14 protein-coding genes and 1 other annotated feature are annotated in these 23,089 nt (G+C 44.1%); of the genes, 9 read left to right on the plus strand and 5 right to left on the minus strand.

The genetic code is table 11. The annotated features are described in order from the left end of the window. The first annotated feature begins 99 nt into the window (after window positions 1-99). The 7 genes from MKX41_RS01130 (at window position 100) to pulA (ending at window position 10,596) form a co-directional block, all read left to right on the plus strand. On the plus strand, window positions 100-807 hold the full coding sequence (locus MKX41_RS01130) for an ABC transporter ATP-binding protein (RefSeq protein WP_340968248.1): 708 nt from the start codon (window positions 100-102) through the stop codon (window positions 805-807). After that, complete coding sequence (locus tag MKX41_RS01135) at window positions 800-2,413, plus strand: hypothetical protein (protein WP_340968250.1); 1,614 nt, start codon at window positions 800-802, stop codon at window positions 2,411-2,413. The genes MKX41_RS01130 and MKX41_RS01135 overlap by 8 nt, the downstream gene beginning before the upstream one ends. 129 nt (window positions 2,414-2,542) lie before the next feature. Beyond that, window positions 2,543-3,418, plus strand: a complete 876-nt coding sequence (glcT, locus tag MKX41_RS01140) for a glucose PTS transporter transcription antiterminator GlcT (RefSeq protein WP_076284237.1) — start codon at window positions 2,543-2,545, stop codon at window positions 3,416-3,418. Window positions 3,419-3,697: 279 nt separating this feature from the next. Beyond that, window positions 3,698-5,761: a glucose-specific PTS transporter subunit IIBC gene (gene ptsG, locus MKX41_RS01145; protein ID WP_340974785.1), complete on the plus strand. Its 2,064-nt coding sequence runs from the start codon at window positions 3,698-3,700 to the stop codon at window positions 5,759-5,761. A gap of 100 nt (window positions 5,762-5,861) precedes the next feature. Continuing rightward, window positions 5,862-6,137 (plus strand): HPr family phosphocarrier protein, encoded by a 276-nt coding sequence (locus tag MKX41_RS01150; protein WP_042131974.1) that lies wholly within the window; start codon window positions 5,862-5,864, stop codon window positions 6,135-6,137. Then, entirely contained in the window at window positions 6,130-7,842 is a 1,713-nt protein-coding gene (ptsP, locus tag MKX41_RS01155) for a phosphoenolpyruvate--protein phosphotransferase (RefSeq protein WP_149645821.1), read from the plus strand. The genes MKX41_RS01150 and ptsP overlap by 8 nt, the downstream gene beginning before the upstream one ends. 414 nt (window positions 7,843-8,256) lie before the next feature. After that, the gene (gene pulA / locus MKX41_RS01160) at window positions 8,257-10,596 is read left to right on the plus strand and encodes a type I pullulanase (protein ID WP_340968254.1); all 2,340 of its coding nucleotides are present in this window, start codon (window positions 8,257-8,259) and stop codon (window positions 10,594-10,596) included. A 60-nt stretch (window positions 10,597-10,656) separates the two neighbouring features. On the opposite strand, the gene MKX41_RS01165 is transcribed toward pulA, so the two are convergent. From MKX41_RS01165 to MKX41_RS01185, 5 genes are all read right to left on the minus strand, one after another. Beyond that, window positions 10,657-12,267 carry a diguanylate cyclase domain-containing protein gene (locus MKX41_RS01165; protein ID WP_340968257.1) on the minus strand — a complete coding sequence of 537 codons (1,611 nt, stop codon included), beginning with the start codon at window positions 12,265-12,267 and terminating at the stop codon, window positions 10,657-10,659. Window positions 12,268-12,705: 438 nt separating this feature from the next. After that, on the minus strand, window positions 12,706-13,878 hold the full coding sequence (locus tag MKX41_RS01170; RefSeq protein WP_156113076.1) for an ABC transporter permease: 1,173 nt from the start codon (window positions 13,876-13,878) through the stop codon (window positions 12,706-12,708). Next, window positions 13,875-14,573, minus strand: coding sequence for an ABC transporter ATP-binding protein (locus MKX41_RS01175; RefSeq protein ID WP_042186162.1), 699 nt, complete (start codon window positions 14,571-14,573; stop codon window positions 13,875-13,877). Before MKX41_RS01175 ends, MKX41_RS01170 begins: the two co-directional genes overlap by 4 nt. Beyond that, window positions 14,570-15,946, minus strand: coding sequence for an efflux RND transporter periplasmic adaptor subunit (locus MKX41_RS01180; protein ID WP_340968261.1), 1,377 nt, complete (start codon window positions 15,944-15,946; stop codon window positions 14,570-14,572). The genes MKX41_RS01175 and MKX41_RS01180 overlap by 4 nt, the downstream gene beginning before the upstream one ends. 58 nt (window positions 15,947-16,004) lie before the next feature. Beyond that, complete coding sequence (locus MKX41_RS01185; protein ID WP_340968263.1) at window positions 16,005-18,566, minus strand: hypothetical protein; 2,562 nt, start codon at window positions 18,564-18,566, stop codon at window positions 16,005-16,007. A 269-nt stretch (window positions 18,567-18,835) separates the two neighbouring features. Continuing rightward, window positions 18,836-19,122 (plus strand) — a binding site (T-box leader). A gap of 60 nt (window positions 19,123-19,182) precedes the next feature. Here MKX41_RS01185 and pheS point away from each other — a divergent pair. Both pheS and pheT read left to right on the plus strand, forming a co-directional pair. Beyond that, entirely contained in the window at window positions 19,183-20,217 is a 1,035-nt protein-coding gene (gene pheS, locus MKX41_RS01190; protein WP_042186167.1) for a phenylalanine--tRNA ligase subunit alpha, read from the plus strand. A gap of 343 nt (window positions 20,218-20,560) precedes the next feature. Then, window positions 20,561-23,005, plus strand: a complete 2,445-nt coding sequence (gene pheT, locus MKX41_RS01195; protein ID WP_340968266.1) for a phenylalanine--tRNA ligase subunit beta — start codon at window positions 20,561-20,563, stop codon at window positions 23,003-23,005. Window positions 23,006-23,089 lie beyond the last annotated feature (84 nt).

Here is a 23,089-nt window from a genome sequence, read left to right on the forward strand (position 1 = left end):
CTACTATAGAATGATTTAACTTAAGGTAAGCTCGGTGATTGCTACCGGGCTTACTCTATGTTTTGGGTCTTAGCTATAGAATAGGAGAGGTGCGCGAGCGTGCAACTAACTTTAGATCATATCCATAAAAGCTTCGATGGTAAACAGGTGATTAAAGATGCAGACTTCACCTTTGAAATAGGGAAGATCTACGGGCTGCTTGGACGGAATGGAGCAGGTAAAACTACACTTTTCAATTGTTTGAGTGGTGAGATCCAAATGGATAGCGGAGCTGCCTTTATTGGTGAGAAGGATAGTGCCCGTCCGCTTCGTGACGAGGACATCGGATATGTATTTTCCCTACCCATTTTGCCTGAGTTTCTGACAGGTTATGAGTTCGTAAAGTTTTATATGGACATCAACCGTGAGAAGATCGATCCGAATAAAAGCATTGAAGATTATTTTTCAATTATTAAGTTTGAGGAAGAAGATCGGCACCGACTGATTAAGGGTTATTCCCACGGGATGAAGAATAAAATTCAAATGCTCTGCTTTATCATTACTCGTCCGCCTTTGATTTTATTAGATGAGCCTTTAACTTCTTTTGACGTGGTTGTGGCTCTTGAGATCAAGAAATTGCTGCGTGAGATGAAGCAGGATCACATTATTATTTTTTCTACGCATATTTTGCAATTAGCCGCCGATTTATGTGACGAGTTGGTTATTCTAAATCATGGAACCCTTCAAGAAATTCCGCGTGAGACTCTGCAAAGTCCAGAATTTGAGGAGCAAATCATAGCTTTACTTCAGGATGGCAACAATGATTAGTACACTTCGCAGCATTCAGAGGATTAGAGGTTCGTCCGGAGCCAATCGGCTGATTTACTATTTCAAAAAGCTGCCTGTTCTTGGCAAACTTTTAAAAGGGGATATTTACTCTAACATTGCACTAAAACAAGTCTTCGCTGGGATAGTACTTGCATTGAAGGTAGTGTGGGGGTTTTTAGGCAAGTTCGCCTATTTGGGAATTGTGATCTATTTGCCAATCGTCCTTACACACAAAGAATTGCTGCTCGCCGAACAGTATGCATTGTTCTTACATATTTTTATAGTTCTGAGCTTTATAGTGGCTGGGGTTTCGAATGTATTTATATTAGAGCCCAAACGGGATAAATATATCTGTGTGAAGCTGATGAGAATTCCGGCGAAACAGTATATGCATGCTACGCTTTTGCTTAAAGGGCTAACGTTCTTTATATATTTTATTCCGGCATTAACCGTGTTTGCGGGGATTTTTGGGGCACCGCTATGGCATGGCGTATGGCTAACACTACTGTTAACGGCCTGGAGAATAGTCACCGAGGCGCTAAATCTTTGGTTTTTTGACAAAAAAGAAATTGTGTTAGTTAAAAAGATGAGCTGGGTGTGGTCGGTGATTGGCCTAGGTGGCCTACTTGCCTATGTGCCTCTTTATCTAGGATATGCTTTTGTAAATGATGCGACAGGATTTAGTGTCCCAGTGAGTTTTGTGATTGTTGTACTTGGAGGAATTGCAGCTGTGTATATTGGGAAATATCCTAACTATCGCAGTGCTGTAGATGTCGTTACCAAGATAGATGATCCATTGCTGGATATGAACCGGATGATGAAAGAAGCGAGGGTGGCAGATGTTCAGACCAAGGAGAAGGACTTTTCGTCGGAAGAACTTAAGGGGAAAGCTTTTCAAGGAAAGACAGGTTACGCCTACCTAAATGCTATTTTTTTCTCCAGGCATAAACGCTTGTTGATTCAACCCATCCAGAGGCGTTTAACGATCATTGGTGTGCTCTTTATAGTGGCTGTCCTAATGATGCTTATTTCGCCGGAGACTTCGTCCGAATTTACAGCATATCTGCTCGGTGGACTTCCCTTTTTTGTATTTATAATGAACTATACCTCTATAGGTGAGCGCGTATGCAAAGCGATGTTTTACAATTGTGATCTAAGCTTGTTGCGCTATGGATTCTATCGTGAACAAGCTGCGATTCTAGACAATTTTAAGATTCGTCTAATTAAATTGAGTGGCCTTAATCTTATTCCTGCTGTCGCCATATGTTTAGCATGTACTCTGCTGTTTCTGCTCTCTGGTGCAGATTGGGGTTTGATGGATGCGGTGATCTTTTGGGTAACGATTCTTTGTCTTTCCTTGTTCTTCTCAGTGCACCATTTGTTCATGTATTATATCTTTCAACCCTACAGCACGGAGCTAAATATGAAAAATCCGTTCTTTTTTATCGTCAACAGCATTGTATTGGGACTAAGCGTCGCTTGTATCGGATTTCCAAAAGCATCGTCACTATTTACGCTAGTTGTTCTTGCGGGAACGATTGCTTATATGGTTATTGCCGTGACGTTGGTATACAGGTTCTCCAGTCGAACCTTTCGGGTGAAATAGAACGCAGAGTGTTCTTCTAATATCGGAATGTTGATGATATGATGGTAGCGAGAGTTTTTTAATCGTACCGTTTCATGTTGCGTTTGCTGCTTGGAAGTCAGGTGTTTAGAAATAAAAGAGGTGTCAAAAATGAGTAGCATAACTGTAGCAAAGGTGTTAAATAACAACGTTATTATTGCAGACCATCCCCAATATTCCGAGGTTGTAGTGATTGGCAAAGGAATAGGGTTTAACCGAAAATTGCATGATCGGATTGATCTATCCTCCGTGGAGAAGATGTTTATTCTTCGCAGCCAGGAAGAGCAGGAACAATATAAACAGCTTCTTCCCCAAGTGGATGAGAAGTTGATTGAGATTGTACATGAAATTTTGTTATATATTATGCATAGCAGTAGTCAACCACTTAATGAGCATGTTCATATTGCACTCACTGATCATATCTCATTTGCTATACGGCGTTATGAACAAGATATCCCAATTCACAATCCGTTTCTGTATGAGACTAAGGAAATTTATCCTGAAGAGTATAAGATGGCAGAGTATGCGATTGAGCGGATTAATGAAGGCATGGGCGTGGAATTGCCTGTAGATGAGGTGGGTTTTGTTGCACTTCATATCGTTAGCGCGCTGAGTAATAGACAAATTTCCGAGGTCAGACAGCATTCTCTTTTGATTGGTGATTTGATCGGAATCGTAGAGAATAACCTCGAATATCGAATTCCACGTGATTCACTTGATTATTCGCGGTTGGTGACTCATCTACGATTTGTTCTAGAAAGACTGCGCCGTGGAGAATCAGTACGGGAGACTTCTACGCTGGATGGTCTTATGAAACGAGAGTATCCCGAAATGTATACCTTGGCTTGGCAATTAACTAAGGTGATTGAGAACCGAGTACGAATTCCTGTGTATCCAGCAGAGGTCAGTTATTTGACAGTTCATTTGCAACGTCTTGCCCAGAAGAAAGAGGATGAAGTGGGTATGGAGACGAAGCGAGAAGTATAAGGATAATGTATAAAGTGAAACTTATACTTTCTTATATTTAAAAAAAAGCTTGTCACTACAAAAAAACGGTGCTACAATATCGGTGTCCTAATTAAAACAGAATACCAAGCGTGTAACTGATTCGATCAGGCATGAGTGATTTACAGTATTTTGGTTGCTAGTCCCCATCTTGGGGTAATCTAACCTTAGCGTTAGATAACGACCTTTATACTGTGTTGCTCATGCCTTTTTTGGCATCTGTTTTACTGAAAATGTGAATAATGAAAGGAAGTGACCATGATGTTCAAAAAGCTTTTCGGCGTTTTACAAAGAGTCGGTAAAGCGCTGATGCTCCCAGTAGCCATACTGCCAGCAGCCGGTCTGCTCCTTGGAATAGGAAACATGCTGGTAAACCCCGATTTTCTACAATACGTTCCGGCACTTGAGAACGATGTAGTTCAGGCAATTGCGAACGTATTGATGAACTCAGGGCAAATTGTATTTGATAATCTATCCTTACTATTTGCCGTGGGTGTTGCCATCGGTTTATCCGGTGGTGAGGGTGTTGCTGGTCTAGCCGCTATTATTGGTTTCCTCGTAATGAATGTTACGATGGGTACTGTAATTGGCGTCAATGATTATGTCCTGAGCCAAGGCGACTTTTCCTATGCTAGCGTCTTAGGAATTCCAACACTGCAAACGGGGGTATTTGGAGGTATACTCGTCGGTATATTGGCATCGTCCATGTACAAACGATTCTTCAAAATCGAACTTCCATCCTACCTGGGTTTCTTCGCAGGTAAACGTTTCGTTCCGATCATGACTGCGGTAACGTCTTTGATTCTTGGTCTGGCATTGACATTAGTTTGGCCGCCAATTCAACACGGTCTGAACTATGTATCACAAAGTATGATTGATACGAATAAAACGCTCGCAGCGTTTATCTTCGGAACAATCGAACGCTCGCTTATTCCTTTTGGTCTGCATCACATCTTCTATTCTCCGTTCTGGTATGAATTTGGTACCTACGTAGATAAAGCTGGGGAATTGGTTCGTGGTGACCAACGGATCTTCATGCAGCAGCTTCGTGATGGCGTAGAATTCACAGCAGGAACATTTACAACAGGTAAGTATCCTTTCATGATGTTCGGTCTTCCAGCAGCTGCTTTGGCCATTTATCATGAAGCTAAACCTCATAATAAAAAACTTGTCGGAGGTTTGATGCTTTCCGCAGCATTGACTTCATTCCTGACAGGGATTACAGAGCCGCTTGAATTCTCATTCTTGTTCGTAGCTCCATTGCTGTTCGCAGTACATGCTGTTTTTGCAGGTTTGTCCTTTATGACCATGCATATTCTTAATGTCAAGATTGGTATGACCTTCTCTGGAGGTTTTATTGATTACGTGCTCTTTGGTATTATCCCGAACCGTACGGCTTGGTGGCTCGTAATTCCAGTAGGTCTTGCCCTTGCCGTAATTTACTACTTCGGATTCCGCTTTGTTATTCGGAAGTTCAATCTGATGACACCGGGTCGTGAAGAGGATACGGGTGAGGTTGAAGATACTAACACAGAAGCCGTTTCTAAAACGGGTGATGATTTACCACGAAACATCTTGTCTGCGTTGGGTGGTAAAGAGAACATCGCTCATCTGGATGCTTGTATTACCCGCCTTCGTGTGGAGGTTAAAGATAAATCAGGTGTGGATAAGACTCGTCTGAAGAAGTTAGGTGCATCAGGTGTGCTTGAGGTGGGTAATAACATTCAAGCGATCTTCGGCACACGTTCCGATACCATTAAATCTCAGATTCAAGATGTAATTAGCGGGAAGACACCTGCGCCAACGCCGGTAGCGGCTACGCCACAGCCTGAAGAAGAACAGCAGGCAGGTGAAGCTGGTGAAACGATTATCAAAGAAGATATCGTCTCACCGGTAAATGGTGAATTAGTGGATATCACTGAGGTTCCCGATGCGGTATTCTCCCAAAAAATGACGGGTGATGGTTTTGCTTTCTTATCCGATGATGGAAAGATTGCTTCACCGGTCTATGGTAAAGTGTTTAATGTGTTCCCGAGCAAGCATGCGATCGGCATTATGTCCGATGGAGGTAAGGAAGTGCTCGTTCATATAGGGGTTAATACAGTTAAGCTTAAAGGTCAAGGTTTTACAGTTCTAGTCGAAGAGGGCGACCTTGTAGCTGCTGGACAGCCGATCATGGAAGTGGATTTAGAATATGTAAAAGCACATGCACCATCAGTAATGTCTCCTGTTATTTTCTCCAATTTACCAGAAGGCTCTTCCGTAACCTTGAAGAAGCCAGGTAAGGTATCCATTGGCGATAAGGATATTATTACCATTCAGTAAAAGTGCAAGGGTGGACGCTTCCTTTAAACATTAAAGGGAGCGAAGCCTTCACTATAAATTTAAAAATATTCTATTAAAAGAAAGCGAGTTGGATAATATTATGCAAACAACATTCAGAATTATTGATGAAGATGGAATTCACGCACGTCCGGCAACTGCCTTGGTAAATACAGCTACGAAATTCAAAGGTACAGAAGCTTATGCAGAAGCAAAAGGCAAAAAAGTTACATTGAAATCTATTCTTGGCGTATTGTCATTGGGTCTAGAAGCTGGAGACACTTTGTCTCTGATTACTGAAGGTAGCGAAGAAGCTGAAGCTCTGAGCGCACTTTCTGATGTAATGATTAAAGAAGGGCTAGGGGAAATCCATGAATAAAATTTCAGGAATCGCGGCTTCAGCAGGGATTGCAGTAGCCCGTGCTTTTATCCTGAAACATCCGGATTATACAATTACAAAAACTAGTATCAGTGATCCTGAAGCAGAAGTAGCCAAGTTGAATGACGCACTTGCTAAATCAAGTGCTGAACTGCAGACTATTAAAGAGCGTACTTTAGCAGAACTAGGAGAGAAGAAAGCAGAGATTTTTGCATCCCATCTGCTGATTCTTGAGGACCCTGAGCTGATTAATCCCGTAATTGATAAAATTCGTCAGGAATCGGTTAACGCGGACTATGCACTAAACGAAGTAGCTACACAATTCATTGAAATGTTCGAAAACATGAAGAGTGCTTACTTACAAGAACGTGCAGCTGACATGCGTGATGTGACCAAACGCCTGCTGAACCACTTGCTGGGTATTCATTATGTTAGTCCTGCAGAAATCAATGAAGAGGTTATTGTTATCGCTGAGGATTTAACACCTTCTGACACAGCACAGCTAAATCGCAAGTATGTTAAAGGCTTCACAACAAACATTGGTGGACGTACGTCCCACTCCGCGATTATGGCACGTTCTTTGGAAATTCCAGCGGTAGTTGGAACTAAGAATGTCATGACAGAAGTGAATTCTGGGGATCTAGTGATTGTTGATGGTCTGAACGGAGACGTTCTTATTAATCCTAGTGAAGCAGAAGTGGCAGAGTACGTTCGCAAGCAGGAAGCTTACGACTTGCAAATTGCAGAGTGGAAGAAACTTCGTGATAAACCAACGATTTCTGCAGACGGTAAGCACGTGGAGCTGGCGGCTAATATCGGTACACCAAACGATGTCAATGGTGTAATTGAGAATGGTGGCGAAGGTGTAGGCTTGTATCGTACTGAGTTTCTATACATGGGCCGCGATAAGCTGCCTTCTGAGGAAATTCAATATAACGCCTATCGTACTGTGCTTGAGAATATGAAAGGCAAACCGGTAGTCGTACGTACACTTGATATCGGTGGCGACAAAGAACTTCCGTATCTGGATCTTCCAAAGGAAATGAATCCTTTCTTAGGATTCCGTGCGATTCGTCTTTGTCTGGATCGTCAAGATATTTTCCGTACGCAACTGCGTGCTTTACTGAGAGCAAGTGTTCATGGGGATCTTCGCATTATGTTCCCTATGATCGCAACACTTGGTGAATTCCGTGCAGCTCGTGATCTTCTGCTTGAAGAGAAAGCGAAGCTTCGTGAAGAAGGCAAGGAAGTATCTGACAACATTCAGCTCGGCATTATGGTTGAGATTCCTTCCACTGCTGTACTGGCTGACCAGTTCGCAAAGGAAGTTGATTTCTTCAGTATTGGTACGAATGACCTTATTCAATATACAATGGCTGCTGACCGTATGAATGAACGGGTGTCTTACCTGTATCAGCCATACAATCCGGCCATCCTGCGTCTGGTCAAGAATGTAATTGATGCAGCGCATGCAGAAGGTAAATGGACAGGAATGTGCGGTGAGATGGCTGGGGACGCAACAGCGATTCCACTCTTACTAGGTCTTGGCCTTGATGAATTCAGTATGAGTGCAACGTCAATTCTGCCAGCACGTAGTCAAATTTCTAAATTGTCGGCTGCCGACATGAAGGAACTGGCTGCAAAAGCATTGCAACTTGGCACTGCTGAAGAAGTAGCTGCACTTGTTCAAAGCATCACTAACTAACTATTTCCATATGCATTACTCCGTTAAACGTTTTATAACATTCCAACTACTATTACCGACTTCCGATGTTTGGAGGTCGGTTTTTTTGTGTGTATATCGATAATTTTATTTCTTACGTTGGCTTAAGTTCATACGTGAGCGTTATACTCAATTTAGAATAATTAAATTCACTTTTTATTTGCTTTATTGCACAGATGTCTATGCCGATAGTAATAGTGATGAGTATAAAGTCGGTAAGGAACCCAAACCTGTAAATATGTCTTACATATAATAATAGTATGAATCCATAGAAAGTTTATACTCCTTTACCGACTTGCAGAGCTGTGCAAGTATTAATATGATCTAAATTGGAAATATTTGGACTTATAAGCATCCCTATAAGTTAGCCAGGGAGCCATAGGATGGTGTTAACTCATGAGTAAAAATGTTATAAATACAGAATTAATGTTAGAGGTCTATGAAGGTAAAGACCTGGGCTTGACGTACTCGGTGGAGTACAGTGTATTTAAAGTTTGGGCACCTACTGCTTTTGCTGTATCTCTAGTTATGTACGAAACAGATGGAAATCAACGTAACATTGGATTTGATCCGAGCTCTACAGATAGTGGGCGTATTATATATATGCAGCGTCAGAACGGCGGAGTCTGGCAGACTAAGTTATCAGGTGATTTAAAAGGGAAATATTATATGTACCGTGCTGTATTTGCTGATGGAAATGTGACGGAAGCAGTAGATCCTTATGCAACAGCCGTATCGGCAAATGGTTTAAGAACAGCAATCGTTGATTTGCGCAGGACCCATCCTGAGCATTGGGAGAAGGACGTTGCTACTCCATTGCAGCATCCTGCAGACGCGGTTATTTATGAGCTGCATGTGCGTGACTTCTCCTCACATGAGAGCTCTGGCATGTACTATAAGGGCAAATTCAAAGCATTTACTGAATTTGGCTTAAGAGATTCGGAAGAAAATGCAATAGGTATTGATCATCTGGTTGAATTGGGTATCACTCATGTACATCTGATGCCCGTGTTTGATTTCCAGACCGTAGATGAGTTAAGTGTAATAAAGCGTGGTTCGTCCATTGAACATACCGACTACAATTGGGGATATGATCCTCAGCATTATAATGTACCGGAAGGATCATATAGCACTGATCCTACCGATCCAGGTCTACGAATTCGGGAATTTAAAGAAATGGTTCAGGCTTTGCATAGTCGTGGGATTTCAGTGATTATGGATGTGGTTTACAACCACACGTACGCTGTGGAGAAGGGCCCCTTCGAGCCGCTTGTACCAGATTACTTCTATCGCCGTGACTACTTGGGGCGTTTATCTAATGGCTCGGGAGTTGGTAACGAGCTGGCTACAGAGCGTCCGATGGTACGTAAATATATTAAGGATTCGTTGTCCTACTGGGCTACGGAGTATCATATTGATGGCTTCAGATTTGATCTTATGGGTCTGATGGATAGTGTGACCATGCGTGAAATAACGGAAGAGCTTCGACTTGAGGTGAATCCTAATCTGCTGTTATATGGCGAACCTTGGACAGGTGGAGATTCTCCACTGGCAACAAAGACGCTAAAAGGTGTGCAGCGGGGGAAAGGATATGCTGTCTTCAATGATAACTTTCGTTCGGCGATCAAAGGTGATAGTGATGGATGGGGACGGGGCTTCATTACAGGGGAATACGGCAAAGAAGGGGCTATTGCAGCCGGAATCAAAGGAGCCATCCACGAATTTACAGACTCCCCAGTGGAATCGGTGAACTATGTAACGGCCCATGACAATTTGAATTTATGGGATAAGGTGCTTACCGTTCAAGGGGGATTTCAGGATGCCGTTTCACGGGCTAATCCTTACGTGAATGTAGATCTGGAGAATATTCTCTGCAATGAGACCGTGCGCCGATCCCTACTTGCAAATGGAATCATCCTGACCTCGCAAGGGATTCCATTCCTGCATGCCGGTGATGAGCTACTGCGCAGTAAATTTGGAGATCATAATAGCTATCGTAGCGGTGATACGATTAACGCGATCCGCTGGAACATGAAGAGTATGTTTAAGCCTGTATTTCAATATTATAAAGGTTTGATCGAACTGCGGCGTACACATCCGGCATTTCGTCTACATGGTCGGCAGGAAATTGAGCGTTCGCTGGAATTTCTGCGCTGTGATGGGGGGATCGTGTCGTACCTGCTTAGAAATCATGCAGGAGGCGACCTCTGGAACAATATAACAGTCATCTTTAATGCCAATAATGATCGAGTAAAGCTATCTCTTCCTGAAGCTAATAACGGTTGGAACGTGGTAGTGGATCATACCCGAGCGGGGACAGAAGCATTCCGGAAGGTCGCAGGTAGCGAGGTGGAAATTGAAGGCTTGTCGATGATGGTGCTCTATGATGAATGTGGTGAGCCAGCACCGCGGTCCAAAATTATCGAAGTACACTATGAGCGGCCAGATGGGAAATATCAAGGCTGGAATCTTTGGGTTTGGGATACAGGAATTCAGGACGGACAATGCGACTTTCGGTATATGGAGGATGGGCGTGCAGTTGCACGAATTGAGGTCTTGCCAGATACCGATTCTATCGGGTATATATTACGACTTAATGACTGGGAAGAGAAAGATGGGGATGGCGATCGCTTCATTGATTGTTCCAAGGATGACGAGCTGATCAAGGTCATGGTTATAGATCGTGATCAGGAGAATGATGGGATCTCAGATGATCATTTGCAGTTAACCAGTTAAAAAATAAAAAAGAGCTGCTTCAGGGTTAGTTGTACCCCGGAACAGCTCTTTTTGTTGATCTTATGGTTTTCCGATGATCTGGTTGGATAAACCTACATCTAAAAGCTCGTAGTAGAGATTAGCTTCATTCCCTCCATGGTCTTTGGAAAGGTACATCGCTAGATCTGCGGCACGCAGAAGTTCATTAATACTGCCTCCATGCTCAGGAAATAGGGCTACACCAATACTTGCGGAGGTGTGGAAGCTAGATCCATTGTCAATAGACCAAGATTTGTTGAATAACTTAAGCAACCGTTGTAGCATTTCATCTAACATTTCTGGAGAGGTAAATCGGTGCAGTACCACCGCGAATTCATCACCGCCAATCCGGAACGCCTGGCCTACACCTTTAACCGTTTGCAAAAGCTCTCGAGAGAGCAGTTGGAGAAATTCGTCTCCGGCCAGATGTCCTAAGGTATCGTTTAGCTGCTTGAATCTGTCACAATCCAGCAATGCGAGTGCAATATTCTTTCTCCGTTCCTCGGGTTGGTTGATGAGATTCTCCATGTACATTTTGAAATGAGCACGGTTGGGAATCGCGGTTAAATGATCATAGAAGGCTAGCTTATGTAATCGTTCTTCGTATTGCTTCCGTTGTGTAATTTCACGGGACACTAACATAAATTGTGCTGGGAAATTATTACTTCCCCGAACAGGCGACACCTTCGTTTCCAGCCATACCCATTGCCCTTCAGCTCCACGCATTCGTAGCTCTGAGATACGAGGGGTTCCTTGAACGACACTCTTTAGTTTAGCCCAAGCAATTTCCGGTTCACGAATGTAGTTGGAGAGTGGGTCACCCTTTTTAGGAACATAGCCGAGAATACTTGAATGTGAAGGGGAGCTATACAGTATCAACCCGTTAGGATCAGTCAAAATAATAAAGTCAGACATGGTTTCACCGATTAGCTGATAGAGTGTTTGTTCCTCCAGCATTTCATTTTTGAGCCAAATGATTTTGCGACCCAGATAAATAATAACTAGAAGCAGAATAAAGAAGACCAATGAGTATAGCGCAAAGAGTGCACTCTTTTTATCTTGGAATCCATCTGTTACTTGTAAAGCGTAGGTGTCTATCAGGTCTTCTGATTGATCTAGATGAGTTCTGACTTCATTTAACTGCATGTTCAGACTTACAGCATGATATGAAGCAGGATCCCATCCGATCTGCATCCGTTCAGCTATCAATTTACTCCCTGTACTCTTCCATAGGACTAGGGATGTTTCGAAGGCATGGAGCTCGTTCTCTAATTCAGTAAGTATATTTGTCTGTTTCAAATCACTGTAGGGTTTGTTGATAGATTTGATGCCTGAACTTGCTAGGCCTACCCGTTCTTGTGCTTGTTGATTGTTGTCCTTAAATTCCTGAATGAACTGATCACGTTCAGCGTCAGTGAGGTTCGAGCTCATGGAGGAGTGGAGAGCGATTGCGGCTTGATGCAGATCACGATCAGCGCTCAGTATGAGCTCAGAGTTCTCAAATACATCTTCATATAAAGAATCTGACATTCTGTTAATGGTGTGATTTAGATAGAGTAAAGAAGCTACACTAATTCCAACCAGTAGAATGGAGATCGCAGCGAAAATAAAGATTAGTTTGCGTGTTACTTTGATATCGAAAAATCCAGCCACGGTCATCTTCTCCCCGCATAAGATGTTTAACAAATCTTATTGCTGCTAACTATAACCTGCGGAACTTCCATTTGTGGCAGGCGTGTTTTATTTTCAGGCAAAGATGTTGAGAGTAATTATGTAAAAAAAAGAGGTGTTGTAACATAGTGGGAATTGAGGCATGGGAAAGATAAATTGTGTGTGGATCGCAGTTTGTAGTACAACAAGTATATAGGACGTCCTACTTATAGAGCAATCGCTTCCTCAAATAAATATCAATAATAAAAAATTTAAATGATTATGGTATGGGCCTATTGCCTTATCTATATTCAAATCCATAAATCCTATTACCCAACGCCTTCGTAAATGATACCCAGCTCAGCCCCAAAAATATGCGTTCTGTTATGTTAAAAAAGCTGCCTAGTCATAATAATGACTGTGGCAGCTGACTTGAAGTTACTATTCGTTACGTAGTGCATGAATGGGGCGAAGCCGTGCGGCTTTGTTCGCAGGCATCATTCCGAAAATCACGCCGATAAGCAAGGAGAAAACAAAAGATATCAGTACCATATCCCAAGCAATGGATACTGTAAGTGAAGTGTACTTTCCTAGTAACCAACTACCTGCGACTCCAATGCCAACACCGATCACCCCACCCAATCCGCTAAGCACAATGGATTCGATCATGAATTGAGCGAGAATATCGAACTTTTTGGCGCCGATTGCTTTGCGGATACCAATTTCTCTTGTTCTTTCATTAACGGATACGATCATAATATTCATAATGCCGATCCCCCCGACAAACAGAGAAATGCCGGCAATTCCCGCAAGTGCCATTGAAAGCGTAGCTGTCGTAGAATTTACAGTTTCCAGCATCTCTTGAGAGTCAAAGACACTAAAAGCATTATCCGCATAATTAAATTTAGCATCCAGTGTACTCTCTAGTTTATCTTTTACGGTAGCTACAGTGTCTGCTGAAGTCGTCGCAATTGTGATGGAACGTACGCCTTTGCTTTTTAACTGACGTTCTGCAGTAGCTATAGGGATCAATAAGATATCATCGTTGGAGCCACTTAGACTAGAGCCTTTCGCTTCCAAAAGACCGACGATTTTATAGCTGATCCCGTTTAGCTGTACCTTTTGGCCTACAGGATCATCTGTACCGAATAAATCCTCAGCCGTACCTGTGCCGATTAGCGCTACCTTCTGCCGGTACTCCGTATCAATATCAAGCAGGAAACGTCCTGACTGTACATGAAAATCCTTTACGTCCTCATAAGAAGGTGTAATGCCCTCAACAGTAACGCTAACATTCTCAGTATTATGCTTGGCTGTAACGTTGCCACTGATCACAGGAGCTACATTTTCTATCCCCTCTATATCTCCAAGTGCCAAAGCTTCTTCATAGGTGAGGGAGGTGGTAGCCCCACGGCCAGTGATGTTTACCGTCAGTTGATTGGTTCCGAGTCCATTAAGCTGCTCCGTAATCTGAGAAGTAGTTCCCTGCCCCACAGAAACGAGGATGATAACGGATGATACACCAATAATAATACCCAGCATCGTTAAAAAAGCTCTTACTTTACTGCTGTAAATACTTTTTAGAGCCATCCGCATACTTTGAAATAATTTCACCTCGCATTCCTCCGATCTTCTACGAGGTTGCCATCCTGAATACGAATGATCCGCTTAGCTTGCTTTGCAATTTCGAGGTCATGTGTGATTAGGATGATTGTATGACCCTGCTCATTTAATTCTCGTATCATCTGCATGACCTCTTGTCCAGTTCGCGTATCAAGCGCCCCGGTAGGTTCATCTGCAAGTAGAATCGGGGGAGATCCAGCCATAGCTCGCGCAATCGCTACACGCTGCTGCTGTCCCCCTGAAAGCTCAGAAGGTCGGTGATGCATTCTCTCCTCCAAACCAACTTTAAGGAGTGCTTGCTGCGCTGTTTCTCTGCGTTCTCGATGTGAGAGGCCGCGGTATATTAGCGGAAGCTCCACATTCTCGACAGCAGATAACTTGGGGAGGAGATTGAAGTTTTGGAAGATAAAGCCGATCTTCTCATTCCGGATAACTGCCAGCTTGTTGTCGGATAACTTGCGAACCTCTTGTCCGTCTAGGAGATAGCTTCCTTCATCCGATACATCCAGGCATCCGAGCATGTTCATTAGTGTTGATTTACCAGAACCGGAAGGACCTATAATCGCTACGAACTCTCCGAAGTCGATTGTAAAGGAAAGATTTTTTAGAACTGTCATAGTTTCTCCGGCCATAGTATAGCCATGGGTCATATTCTGGACTTGGATCAGTGGTGTTAAAGCACTCATCTACTGCCACCTCCGCCACCACCAGGTGCTCCGCCCGTGCCACCAGTACCACCTCCACTGAAGCCACCACCGCCACTAAAGCCGCTACCGCCGAAACCGGCGCCACCCATACCGCCCATGCCACCTTGCATTTGCATCTCAGTACTAGTTGTACCTGTTTTGGTAGAGATGACAGTAGGGATGATCACTTTGTCTCCTTCATTAAGCCCACTGACAATTTCAATACTGCTCTCATCATGGATGCCCACTTCGACGGAAACTGTTCGCTGATTACTATTTCCACGGTTTCTTGTGCCAGCTGCTCCGTTAGGCATAGTACCGCCGCGAGCATCAGGCGCTCCACTAGGCATAGCGCCATCGCGAGCATCAGGAGCCCCGCTAGGCATCGGTGCTTGGCCCTCGCTAGAGGCTTTTGAGGAATCGGTTGAACCCGTTGAACCCGCTGTTAAAGGGAGAGAAACTGTGTACTTGCCATTTCTTTCTTGAACAGCTTCAATAGGTACGGTTAATACATCTTTTTTCTCAGCTGTTGTAACTGAAACTTCTGCCGACATCCCTACAAGGGCGCCTTCGGAGGTGGTTAAGCCAACGGTAACATCGAAGAGGGAGACTCCGTTCGAGACGGTGCCTTCCTTGGCAATCTTAGTAACACTCCCCTTGAATTCAGTGTCGGGCAGGGCATCCAATGAAATGGTAGCAGGCATCCCTATTTTCACTGTAGGAATATCAAGCTCATCCACCTGCACTATGACGCTTAAATTAGCATAATCGGTGATATCGATGAGTTCAGAGCCATCCATCGCTTTTTCACCGCTGGCTATGTTAACTGCTGTAACAGTTCCGTCAATAGGGGCGGTTAGGGGATCTGGAGGGATCATATCCTCTTGTACAGCTGCAATTTTTTCGATTTGAGAAGCGATATCCGTTTTCGCTTTTTCAATCGAACGTTTGGCACTGGCTAATTCATCCTCGGAGGCACCTGCCACGGCAAGCTTCTTATACTGCTCCTGCTTGTCCTGAAGATCCTCTTCAAGCGAGGTAAGAGAGGTTTGTTCCTGCTTGAGATTGTCGCTCAAATCATTGCCTTCGAAGGTAATTAATGTCTGACCTTTTTTCACATTGTCGCCTTCTTTGACAAGCACCTCAGCTACGGTTCCAGCGTCCTTCGTTTTCACTTTTCCTGTTTCAGTGGCCGTGACGGAGCCTGCTCCAGATACATTTACTACGATATCGCCCTTCGTAACCGTGGCTGTATTAACGGGCACTTCAGCAGCCTGACTGCTCTTATCAGGTAAAAATGTATACACCAACAATCCGGCTGTTACTACAGCTACTACTCCGATGGTCCAGAGCAACACTTTTTTCTTCTTCATTTCTTTCCTCCATAGATCATCAAATTTCTTTTAACTTAGGCCACCCCTCGCACGTTTACTAAGTGTCGGATGGATTGTTAGCACTAGAATCGGTGTTTGAAGTGGAATTGTTGTTTGAAGTCGTTGACGCTGTCTGATAAGTGACAACATAGGTCCCAGTTCCCAGCAAATTTCGATGACCTTGGAATTCGTCGTATACATTCAATCGGATCGCGCCGCCACCTAGAGTTTTGTAAAGATTGCTTGTGAATGTTGTGGTGTATGACTTGAAGTTCCCTAATGGTAGATCTGTGCCCAGTGTTAATGTCTTCTCCATCGTTTGTCCGAAGGGGTCGATCAGCTCTAGTACAAGCTTGTGCTCATAGGTACCCGATTCGTAAAGCGTGCTGCTCGACAGGTTGTAGGTTAGGACAGTGCTTAGTGTATCTTTTCCACTAGTGACGGTGGCGACTGCATTTGTAACGGATAGGTTATAAGGGAACGATTCTACATCCAAAAGATTACTTTTTGACTCCACCGCAACATTATTTAGACCCAGTGACACCGTATTGATATAACCCGTTGATTTCCCGCCAGGAGCCGTAAGTTTTCCTTCGGATACCCCTTCACCGATATAAAGAACAAGCTGAGAAGGATCTACTCCAAGTGGAAGCTTAGTCCAGACGGTAACCAGATTTTTTCCGTTAGGACTCGTGGAAGTGGTAGACTGGTTGACCTCGGCTTCGTAATATTGATTGTCAGGCGTTTTGTAATAAGCTACGAGTTGAGCCTGCTCCGATTTACGTGTTTCCTCACTGTTCATTTCCAGTTCTGTGTACATGATATTGGAGCTCGCACCCTGATAAACCGTTGTCCGGCACTCTAACACTTCTGCTTTTTTACTTTCAAGGTCAATTTGGAAGGAACTTAGTGCTGCAACTTCCTGAACACGGCTGTCCAACTGATTTGTACTTAAAGAAAGAAAATTATTTTTGCTTTCGCCGGAGGTTTCTTGCAGCGTTATTTTTAATTGATTGAATTGGTAGGTGTAAGGAACATTGGCCACGACATAAACGTCTGCGGATTCATTTGGCCCGAGTATGGTTTGCGTGCTTTCTGTGACAACTTGGGAAGTGCTGCTAATATCACTCTCACCAGCTTTAATGACACTTGTAAATGCAGGAAGCTGCACAGAGGTCGATTTCGTGTTGCGAATATTGATTTTAGCTACAAGCTGATCTTTGTCTGCCCAAGGTAGCCGCTGGATGTTCTTAAGCTTGACAGCAAACGTGCCGTGACTGTTCTCCACCGCGTATTCAGTATCCTGCCAATTGTTAGTTTGGAGTGTGTAAGGAATCTGATAATAGGCCGTAGGAAAAATGATCTTACCCTCTACAGCGGGTTCAGTCATTTGCAGCTGTAGCGTTCCTTGAGCTATCGTTAGCGGAACTTCTGCACTGAGCTCAATTATTTTTTCTTCAAGGGGTTTGAGTGTAAGGTTAGCGAAAGCCTTCGTGTCCACCGGAAAGCTGTATCCTTCAGCGGCTTTAACGGTAAACTCATAAGCAGGCAAAGTAATCGCCTTGTTGCCGCTATTTTTTACTCGGAATTGCAGCGTCCACTTCGCGGTGCCGTTGTCGGCATAGACATTGGCGCTTTTTAACTGCGTCTCGACAGTATTATTGTTGATCGTAAGCTTCTTGATGACATTGCTGGCTACGACAAGATCTGGTGTGGTAGCAGCGGGAAGGTTATAGGTGACGATGGGCAAAGCTATTTTTAATGAGGTATCTTCTCCAGCAAACTGCAGAGTCATATTGTCTGTCTTCATATAAGAGGGAATTTCCGTCATGTAGTAGATCGTCTTTTTTTCCTGTGGCTGTACTTTGTAGTTACTGCTCGCATCATCTAGCGTTAATTCAAATACAGATCCTCCTGCAGATGCGAGGTATCCCTTAAGTCCAGGATCACTTAGCACTTTGGTTCCTTGATTGGTTAAGCTCACACCTACTTTGGCGTATACCTTACCGTTATATTTGTAAATTTGCAGACTTTCCGTTTTGGTTGTTACGGGCTGATTATTCAAGGTTATCTTTTTACTTTGGCCTCTAGCGACCGCTTGTGAAAAAGCCACAGGCAAGGTGAAGGTCCCCAGCTTTTTTTGATAATCAGTACTGCTGAAATCCCAACCGAATACTGAAATCTTCACTCCATTTAAAGATGTGGATTTACCTACGTTTACGTAATAGGTTACGGATTGACTGCTTTTGGAGGGGATAGATTTGATGGTTGCACTGCTGGTTACTGAGCTTCCTTGGATAACGGTTCCTCCGGCAGTAGTTACTTTAGAGAAATAGTCCACAAGATTGATGCTGCTTCCGCTCCCATTGTTATAGCTGAGGGTGTATGTAAGAATATTGCCGCCATCCTGAGTCAAAAACCCAACATCGGTCAGCTTCACACTAAAGTTACTCTTTAAAGCTATCGAGCCGAGTTTATCCAGAGTGGATGCAGTGGTGGCAGTTGCTGTTTTGGTGGATGAAGTAGTCGTTGATGCCGCGTATGCTCCATACGCTGAAGCTTGACTCAGAACTGCTGCGCTAAGTATGATCACAGCTACTTTTGTTCTTCGTGCATGCATGTAATTCCCTCCCGGTATGAAAGTCCTTGTATTTTGAAGGTGATTTATGATTGAGTACAACCATGCCTTCTTAATAATGGAAATTATCAAGCTCCGCTGAACGTTAGCTGAAAAAAAGTCCTCAAAATGGCTCTGAACCTTAAAGCCAGCTTAAAGCCAGATAAAAATTGCCCTAATTATGCTTGAACTTGTCAAAACGACAGATTTTGCATATAATAAACAGACATATCTCTTGCATAAAAGAGATACCTGACAATTAGATTGAATTGTGAAATGCAGTGATGGAGAAGAGTACACAGTGCCTGACTTACAGGGAGGAGACGCCGGTGATTGAGAGCGTTTCTAGGATACAGAGCTGTCGAAGTTCACTCCGGAGCAGTTCCTTGAATTCCTTAAGATTGCCTTGTAAGGAAGCGTAGGGGAAACCGGTCACAGACCGTTATTTCTGTATAAAGTGAGATAGGTATCTGTCCAGCCAAAAGAGGGAATGAAGCTCTTAAGGGGAACAGATCAGCTTGTCTAACAAGGGTGGTACCACGGTCTTTTCGTCCCTTACCGGGAGGAAAGGCCTTTTTTTGTTGAACTAGACAATGATTGAAGGGGGCTGTACACGGCCATGAAAGAGAAGTTGGAAGCATTGAAGGTTGAGGCGCTGGCTAAGTTGCAGGAGGTTATGGATCCACAGGTTTTGAATGACCTAAGAGTGAAATATCTCGGTAAAAAAGGCGAGCTTACAGAAGTTCTACGTGGTATGGGAGGACTTAGTGCTGAGGAGCGTCCGGTTATCGGGCAAGTAGCGAATCAGGTGCGTAGTGCCATTGAGGAGATTATTGGAGCGAAGCAAGAGGCTTTTCAACAGCAAGAGACTCAGCAACGTCTACAGGCTGAAAAAGTAGACGTAACCCTGCCAGGTCGCCGCATGCAGCAAGGGGGCGTTCACCCGCTTAGCAGAGTGGTTCAGGAAATTGAGGATATTTTCATTGGTATGGGCTACCGTGTGGCTGAAGGTCCGGAAGTGGAGACCGATTATTATAACTTTGAAGCCCTAAATCTGCCTAAAAATCACCCGGCACGCGATATGCAGGATTCCTTTTATTTAACGGATGACCTGCTTATGCGTACTCAAACGTCTCCGGTACAGATTCGTACTATGCAGGCTATGAACGGTGAAGTTCCAGTTAAAATCATTTGCCCGGGTAAAGTATTCCGCCGCGATGATGACGATGCAACGCATTCCTTCCAGTTCCATCAAATTGAAGGTTTGGTTATTGGAAGCAACATTCGGATGAGTGATCTGAAAGGCACCTTGCAGCAATTCGTACAAGAAATGTTCGGCCCGAATACAGACATTCGTCTTCGTCCGAGCTTCTTCCCATTCACCGAGCCAAGCGTTGAAGTGGATGTAAGCTGCTTCAAATGTGGCGGCGATGGCTGCAGACTGTGCAAGCAAAGCGGATGGTTAGAAATCCTTGGCGCCGGCATGGTCCATCCAAATGTTCTGAAAATGGGTGGCTATGATCCTGCTAAGTATAGCGGCTTCGCATTTGGTATGGGTGTTGAGCGGATTGCTATGCTTAAATACGGCATCGATGACATCCGTCATTTCTATAACAACGATATGAGTTTTGTAAAGCAGTTCAAGGGCGTTTAGATTTTTGGTGGGCGAGCTGGCTGACGGGTTAGGAGTAAGTAGTAATTGGGTTACTGATCTTGCTTAATAAAAGACTATTAATAGAAGGAACGGAGAGGAATTTTGGAACTGTAGAAGCGCCAGCGTTCGCCTTTATCCTCGGATTTCTACGGCGAGAAGCGGTTCTAATCAGGAAATCTGAGGATAACAGCGATCGGAAGTCCAATATTTTTCGTAGTGACTGCTCTAAATAGGACTGTTATGAAGCTTTGATCGAGTAATCCTAAATTGTACTACTCCCACAGGAAGCAGATCGAACGGCAAGTAGATAAATACATCTGAAACATAAAGGAAGTGAGCGGACATGAAAGTATCAACCGGATGGTTGGCTGATTATACATCGATTGAAGGAGTAACCGCCGAAAAGCTAGCGGAGAAGATTACCGCTGCCGGCATTGAAATTGACGGAGTAGAGCGCCGCAATAAAGGGATTTCCGGCATCGTAACCGGCTATGTGAAATCGAAAGAAAAGCATCCTGATGCGGATAAACTGAACGTATGTATCGTGGATGCAGGTCAAGGTGAAGATCTGCAAATCGTCTGTGGCGCAAAGAATGTAGCTGCGGGACAAACAGTTCCTGTAGCTCTTGTTGGCGCTAAGCTGCCAGGGCTGGATATCAAAAAAGCGAAGCTGCGCGGGGTATTATCACAAGGGATGATCTGCTCGGCTAAAGAATTGGGACTCAATGATAAATTGCTTCCTAAAGAGCAGCAAGAAGGAATTCTTGTACTTCCTGAAGGTACAGAGATCGGTCAAGATATTTCGAAGTTGCTGGGTCTAGATGATGAAATTCTGGAATTCGATCTGACTCCGAACCGTTCAGACTGCCTAAGCATGATTGGTGCTGCTTATGAAGTGAGCGCGATTCTTGGACGTGACATTAAATTACCTGATCCTGCGAGTGAAATGATTGAGATCAGCGGAGCAGCTGCTCAATCTATTTCCGTTAAGATTGAGAATGAAGAACATTGCAGTCATTACGCAGTTCGTTATATCTCAGGTGTTAAATCTGCAGCATCCCCGCTGTGGATTCAGAATCGTCTGATGGCGGCAGGGATTCGTCCAATTAACAACGTCGTAGACATCACTAACTATGTGATGCTCGAATACGGACAGCCGCTTCATGCTTTTGATGCAGATAAAATAGAAGGCGGAGAACTCGGCGTTCGTCTTGCTCATGAAGGTGAAGTCCTGACTACACTTGATGGCCAAGAACGGAAGCTTGAGCCACATATGCTCGTTATCGCTGATGGAGCTAAAGCAGTAGCTCTGGCTGGAGTAATGGGAGGTCAGGATACGGAAGTTACTGCTGAGACGGTAAATCTCGTTCTGGAATCCGCTAAGTTTGACGGAGGAACCGTTCGTAAAACCTCACGTCAACTGGGACTTCGCTCGGAAGCATCGCTTCGTTTCGAGAAAGAAGTGGATCCAAATGCAGTGATCCCTGCATTGAATCGCGCTGCAGTACTTATTGCGCGTTATGCTGGCGGATCTGTGCATGAAGGAATGGTGCAAGCAGGAACAGTTGCTGGTGAAGAGAAAGTACTTACTTTGTCCTTGGAGAAGCTGAACCGTTATCTCGGAACAGATCTGTCCTTGCTAGAAGTGAAGACATTGTTTGGTCGTCTGCATTTCAAATGCGGGGATACCGCACAAGGATTGATCGAAGTTCAGGTGCCAACTAGACGTGGCGATATCAGCTATGATGTTGACCTTATCGAAGAAATTGCTCGTCTGTACGGGTATGACAATATTCCAACGACTCTGATTGAAGGTGTTACAACGCCAGGCGCATTGACGCATAAGCAATCACTCCGCCGTGAACTGCGTCGCCTGTTGTCGCATGGCGGTTATCAGGAAGTGATGGGTTACTCCTTCATCCAGCCGAAACAAAGCAAAATGTTCCCTGAGTTATCAGAAGGCTCACAAGCGGTTAAATTGGCTATGCCAATGAGTGAAGAACGCAGTGTGCTGCGTACTAGCCTTCTGCCACAACTATTGGATATTGCTAGCTATAATACCAACCGTCGTCAAAGCGATCTAGCGTTGTTTGAAATCGGCAATGTCTTCTTCACAGATGAGGAACAGTTGACTCGTCAGCCGCGTGAACTGCCGGTGCTGGGGTTGTTGCTTAGCGGTAGCCTAACCGTGAAGCAATGGAACGTTTCTGCACAGCCTGTAGATTTCTTTGATTTGAAGGGTGCGCTGGAATCAGTATTTGCTTATTTGGGTCTTACAGACAGAATTATCTACGAGGGAGATAGTCCAGAAGGGTATCATCCTGGACGTTCCGCGTCGGTATATTTAGTCGGAGACGAGGGTCGTGTGAAGATTGGAACTATGGGCCAGCTTCATCCGGAACTGCAAAGAGAGCTTGATCTAGTGGATACTTATGTAGCTGAGATTCTATTGCAGCCGCTGTATGATAACACGCAAAGCCGTCTGCAATATAATGAGCTTCCACGTTTCCCAGGTATGGAACGGGATATTGCAGTAGTTGTAGATTCAACTGTACCAGCAGGCGATCTGCTAGCTTCCATCCGTGCAAACGGAGGAACTTTGCTGCAATCCGTGCAGGTATTCGACGTGTACACTGGTGGCAAGTTAGAGAGTGGAAAGAAGAGTATTGCGATCTCACTGCTGTATCGTCACGGTGAACATACATTGACAGATGAAGAGGTTGGAGAGGTGCATGATAAGCTATTATCAGTCCTTCAACAAACTTTTGGTGCAGAATTAAGAAAATAGCAGGAATTGTGTAAAGCCGCAGCGAATCCATTTAGAAACTGAGATTCGCTGCGGCTTTTTCTGGGTAGAGTGAAATGCGGAGGA

The sequence above is a fragment of the Paenibacillus sp. FSL R5-0475 genome, assembly GCF_038004585.1.
Taxonomy (GTDB): Bacteria; Bacillota; Bacilli; order Paenibacillales; family Paenibacillaceae; genus Paenibacillus_AQ.

What these genes read in the sequence shown, in the direction of transcription:
- ptsG (WP_340974785.1), top strand. Translation starts at nt 3,698, where the DNA reads ATGTTCAAAAAGCTTTTCGGCGTTTTACAAAGAGTCGGTAAAGCGCTG.
- ptsP (WP_149645821.1), top strand. Translation starts at nt 6,130, where the DNA reads ATGAATAAAATTTCAGGAATCGCGGCTTCAGCAGGGATTGCAGTAGCC.
- MKX41_RS01185 (WP_340968263.1), bottom strand. Translation starts at nt 18,566, where the DNA reads ATGCATGCACGAAGAACAAAAGTAGCTGTGATCATACTTAGCGCAGCA.
- glcT (WP_076284237.1), top strand. Translation starts at nt 2,543, where the DNA reads ATGAGTAGCATAACTGTAGCAAAGGTGTTAAATAACAACGTTATTATT.
- pulA (WP_340968254.1), top strand. Translation starts at nt 8,257, where the DNA reads ATGAGTAAAAATGTTATAAATACAGAATTAATGTTAGAGGTCTATGAA.
- MKX41_RS01150 (WP_042131974.1), top strand. Translation starts at nt 5,862, where the DNA reads ATGCAAACAACATTCAGAATTATTGATGAAGATGGAATTCACGCACGT.
- MKX41_RS01180 (WP_340968261.1), bottom strand. Translation starts at nt 15,946, where the DNA reads ATGAAGAAGAAAAAAGTGTTGCTCTGGACCATCGGAGTAGTAGCTGTA.
- pheS (WP_042186167.1), top strand. Translation starts at nt 19,183, where the DNA reads ATGAAAGAGAAGTTGGAAGCATTGAAGGTTGAGGCGCTGGCTAAGTTG.
- MKX41_RS01175 (WP_042186162.1), bottom strand. Translation starts at nt 14,573, where the DNA reads ATGAGTGCTTTAACACCACTGATCCAAGTCCAGAATATGACCCATGGC.
- MKX41_RS01135 (WP_340968250.1), top strand. Translation starts at nt 800, where the DNA reads ATGATTAGTACACTTCGCAGCATTCAGAGGATTAGAGGTTCGTCCGGA.
- pheT (WP_340968266.1), top strand. Translation starts at nt 20,561, where the DNA reads ATGAAAGTATCAACCGGATGGTTGGCTGATTATACATCGATTGAAGGA.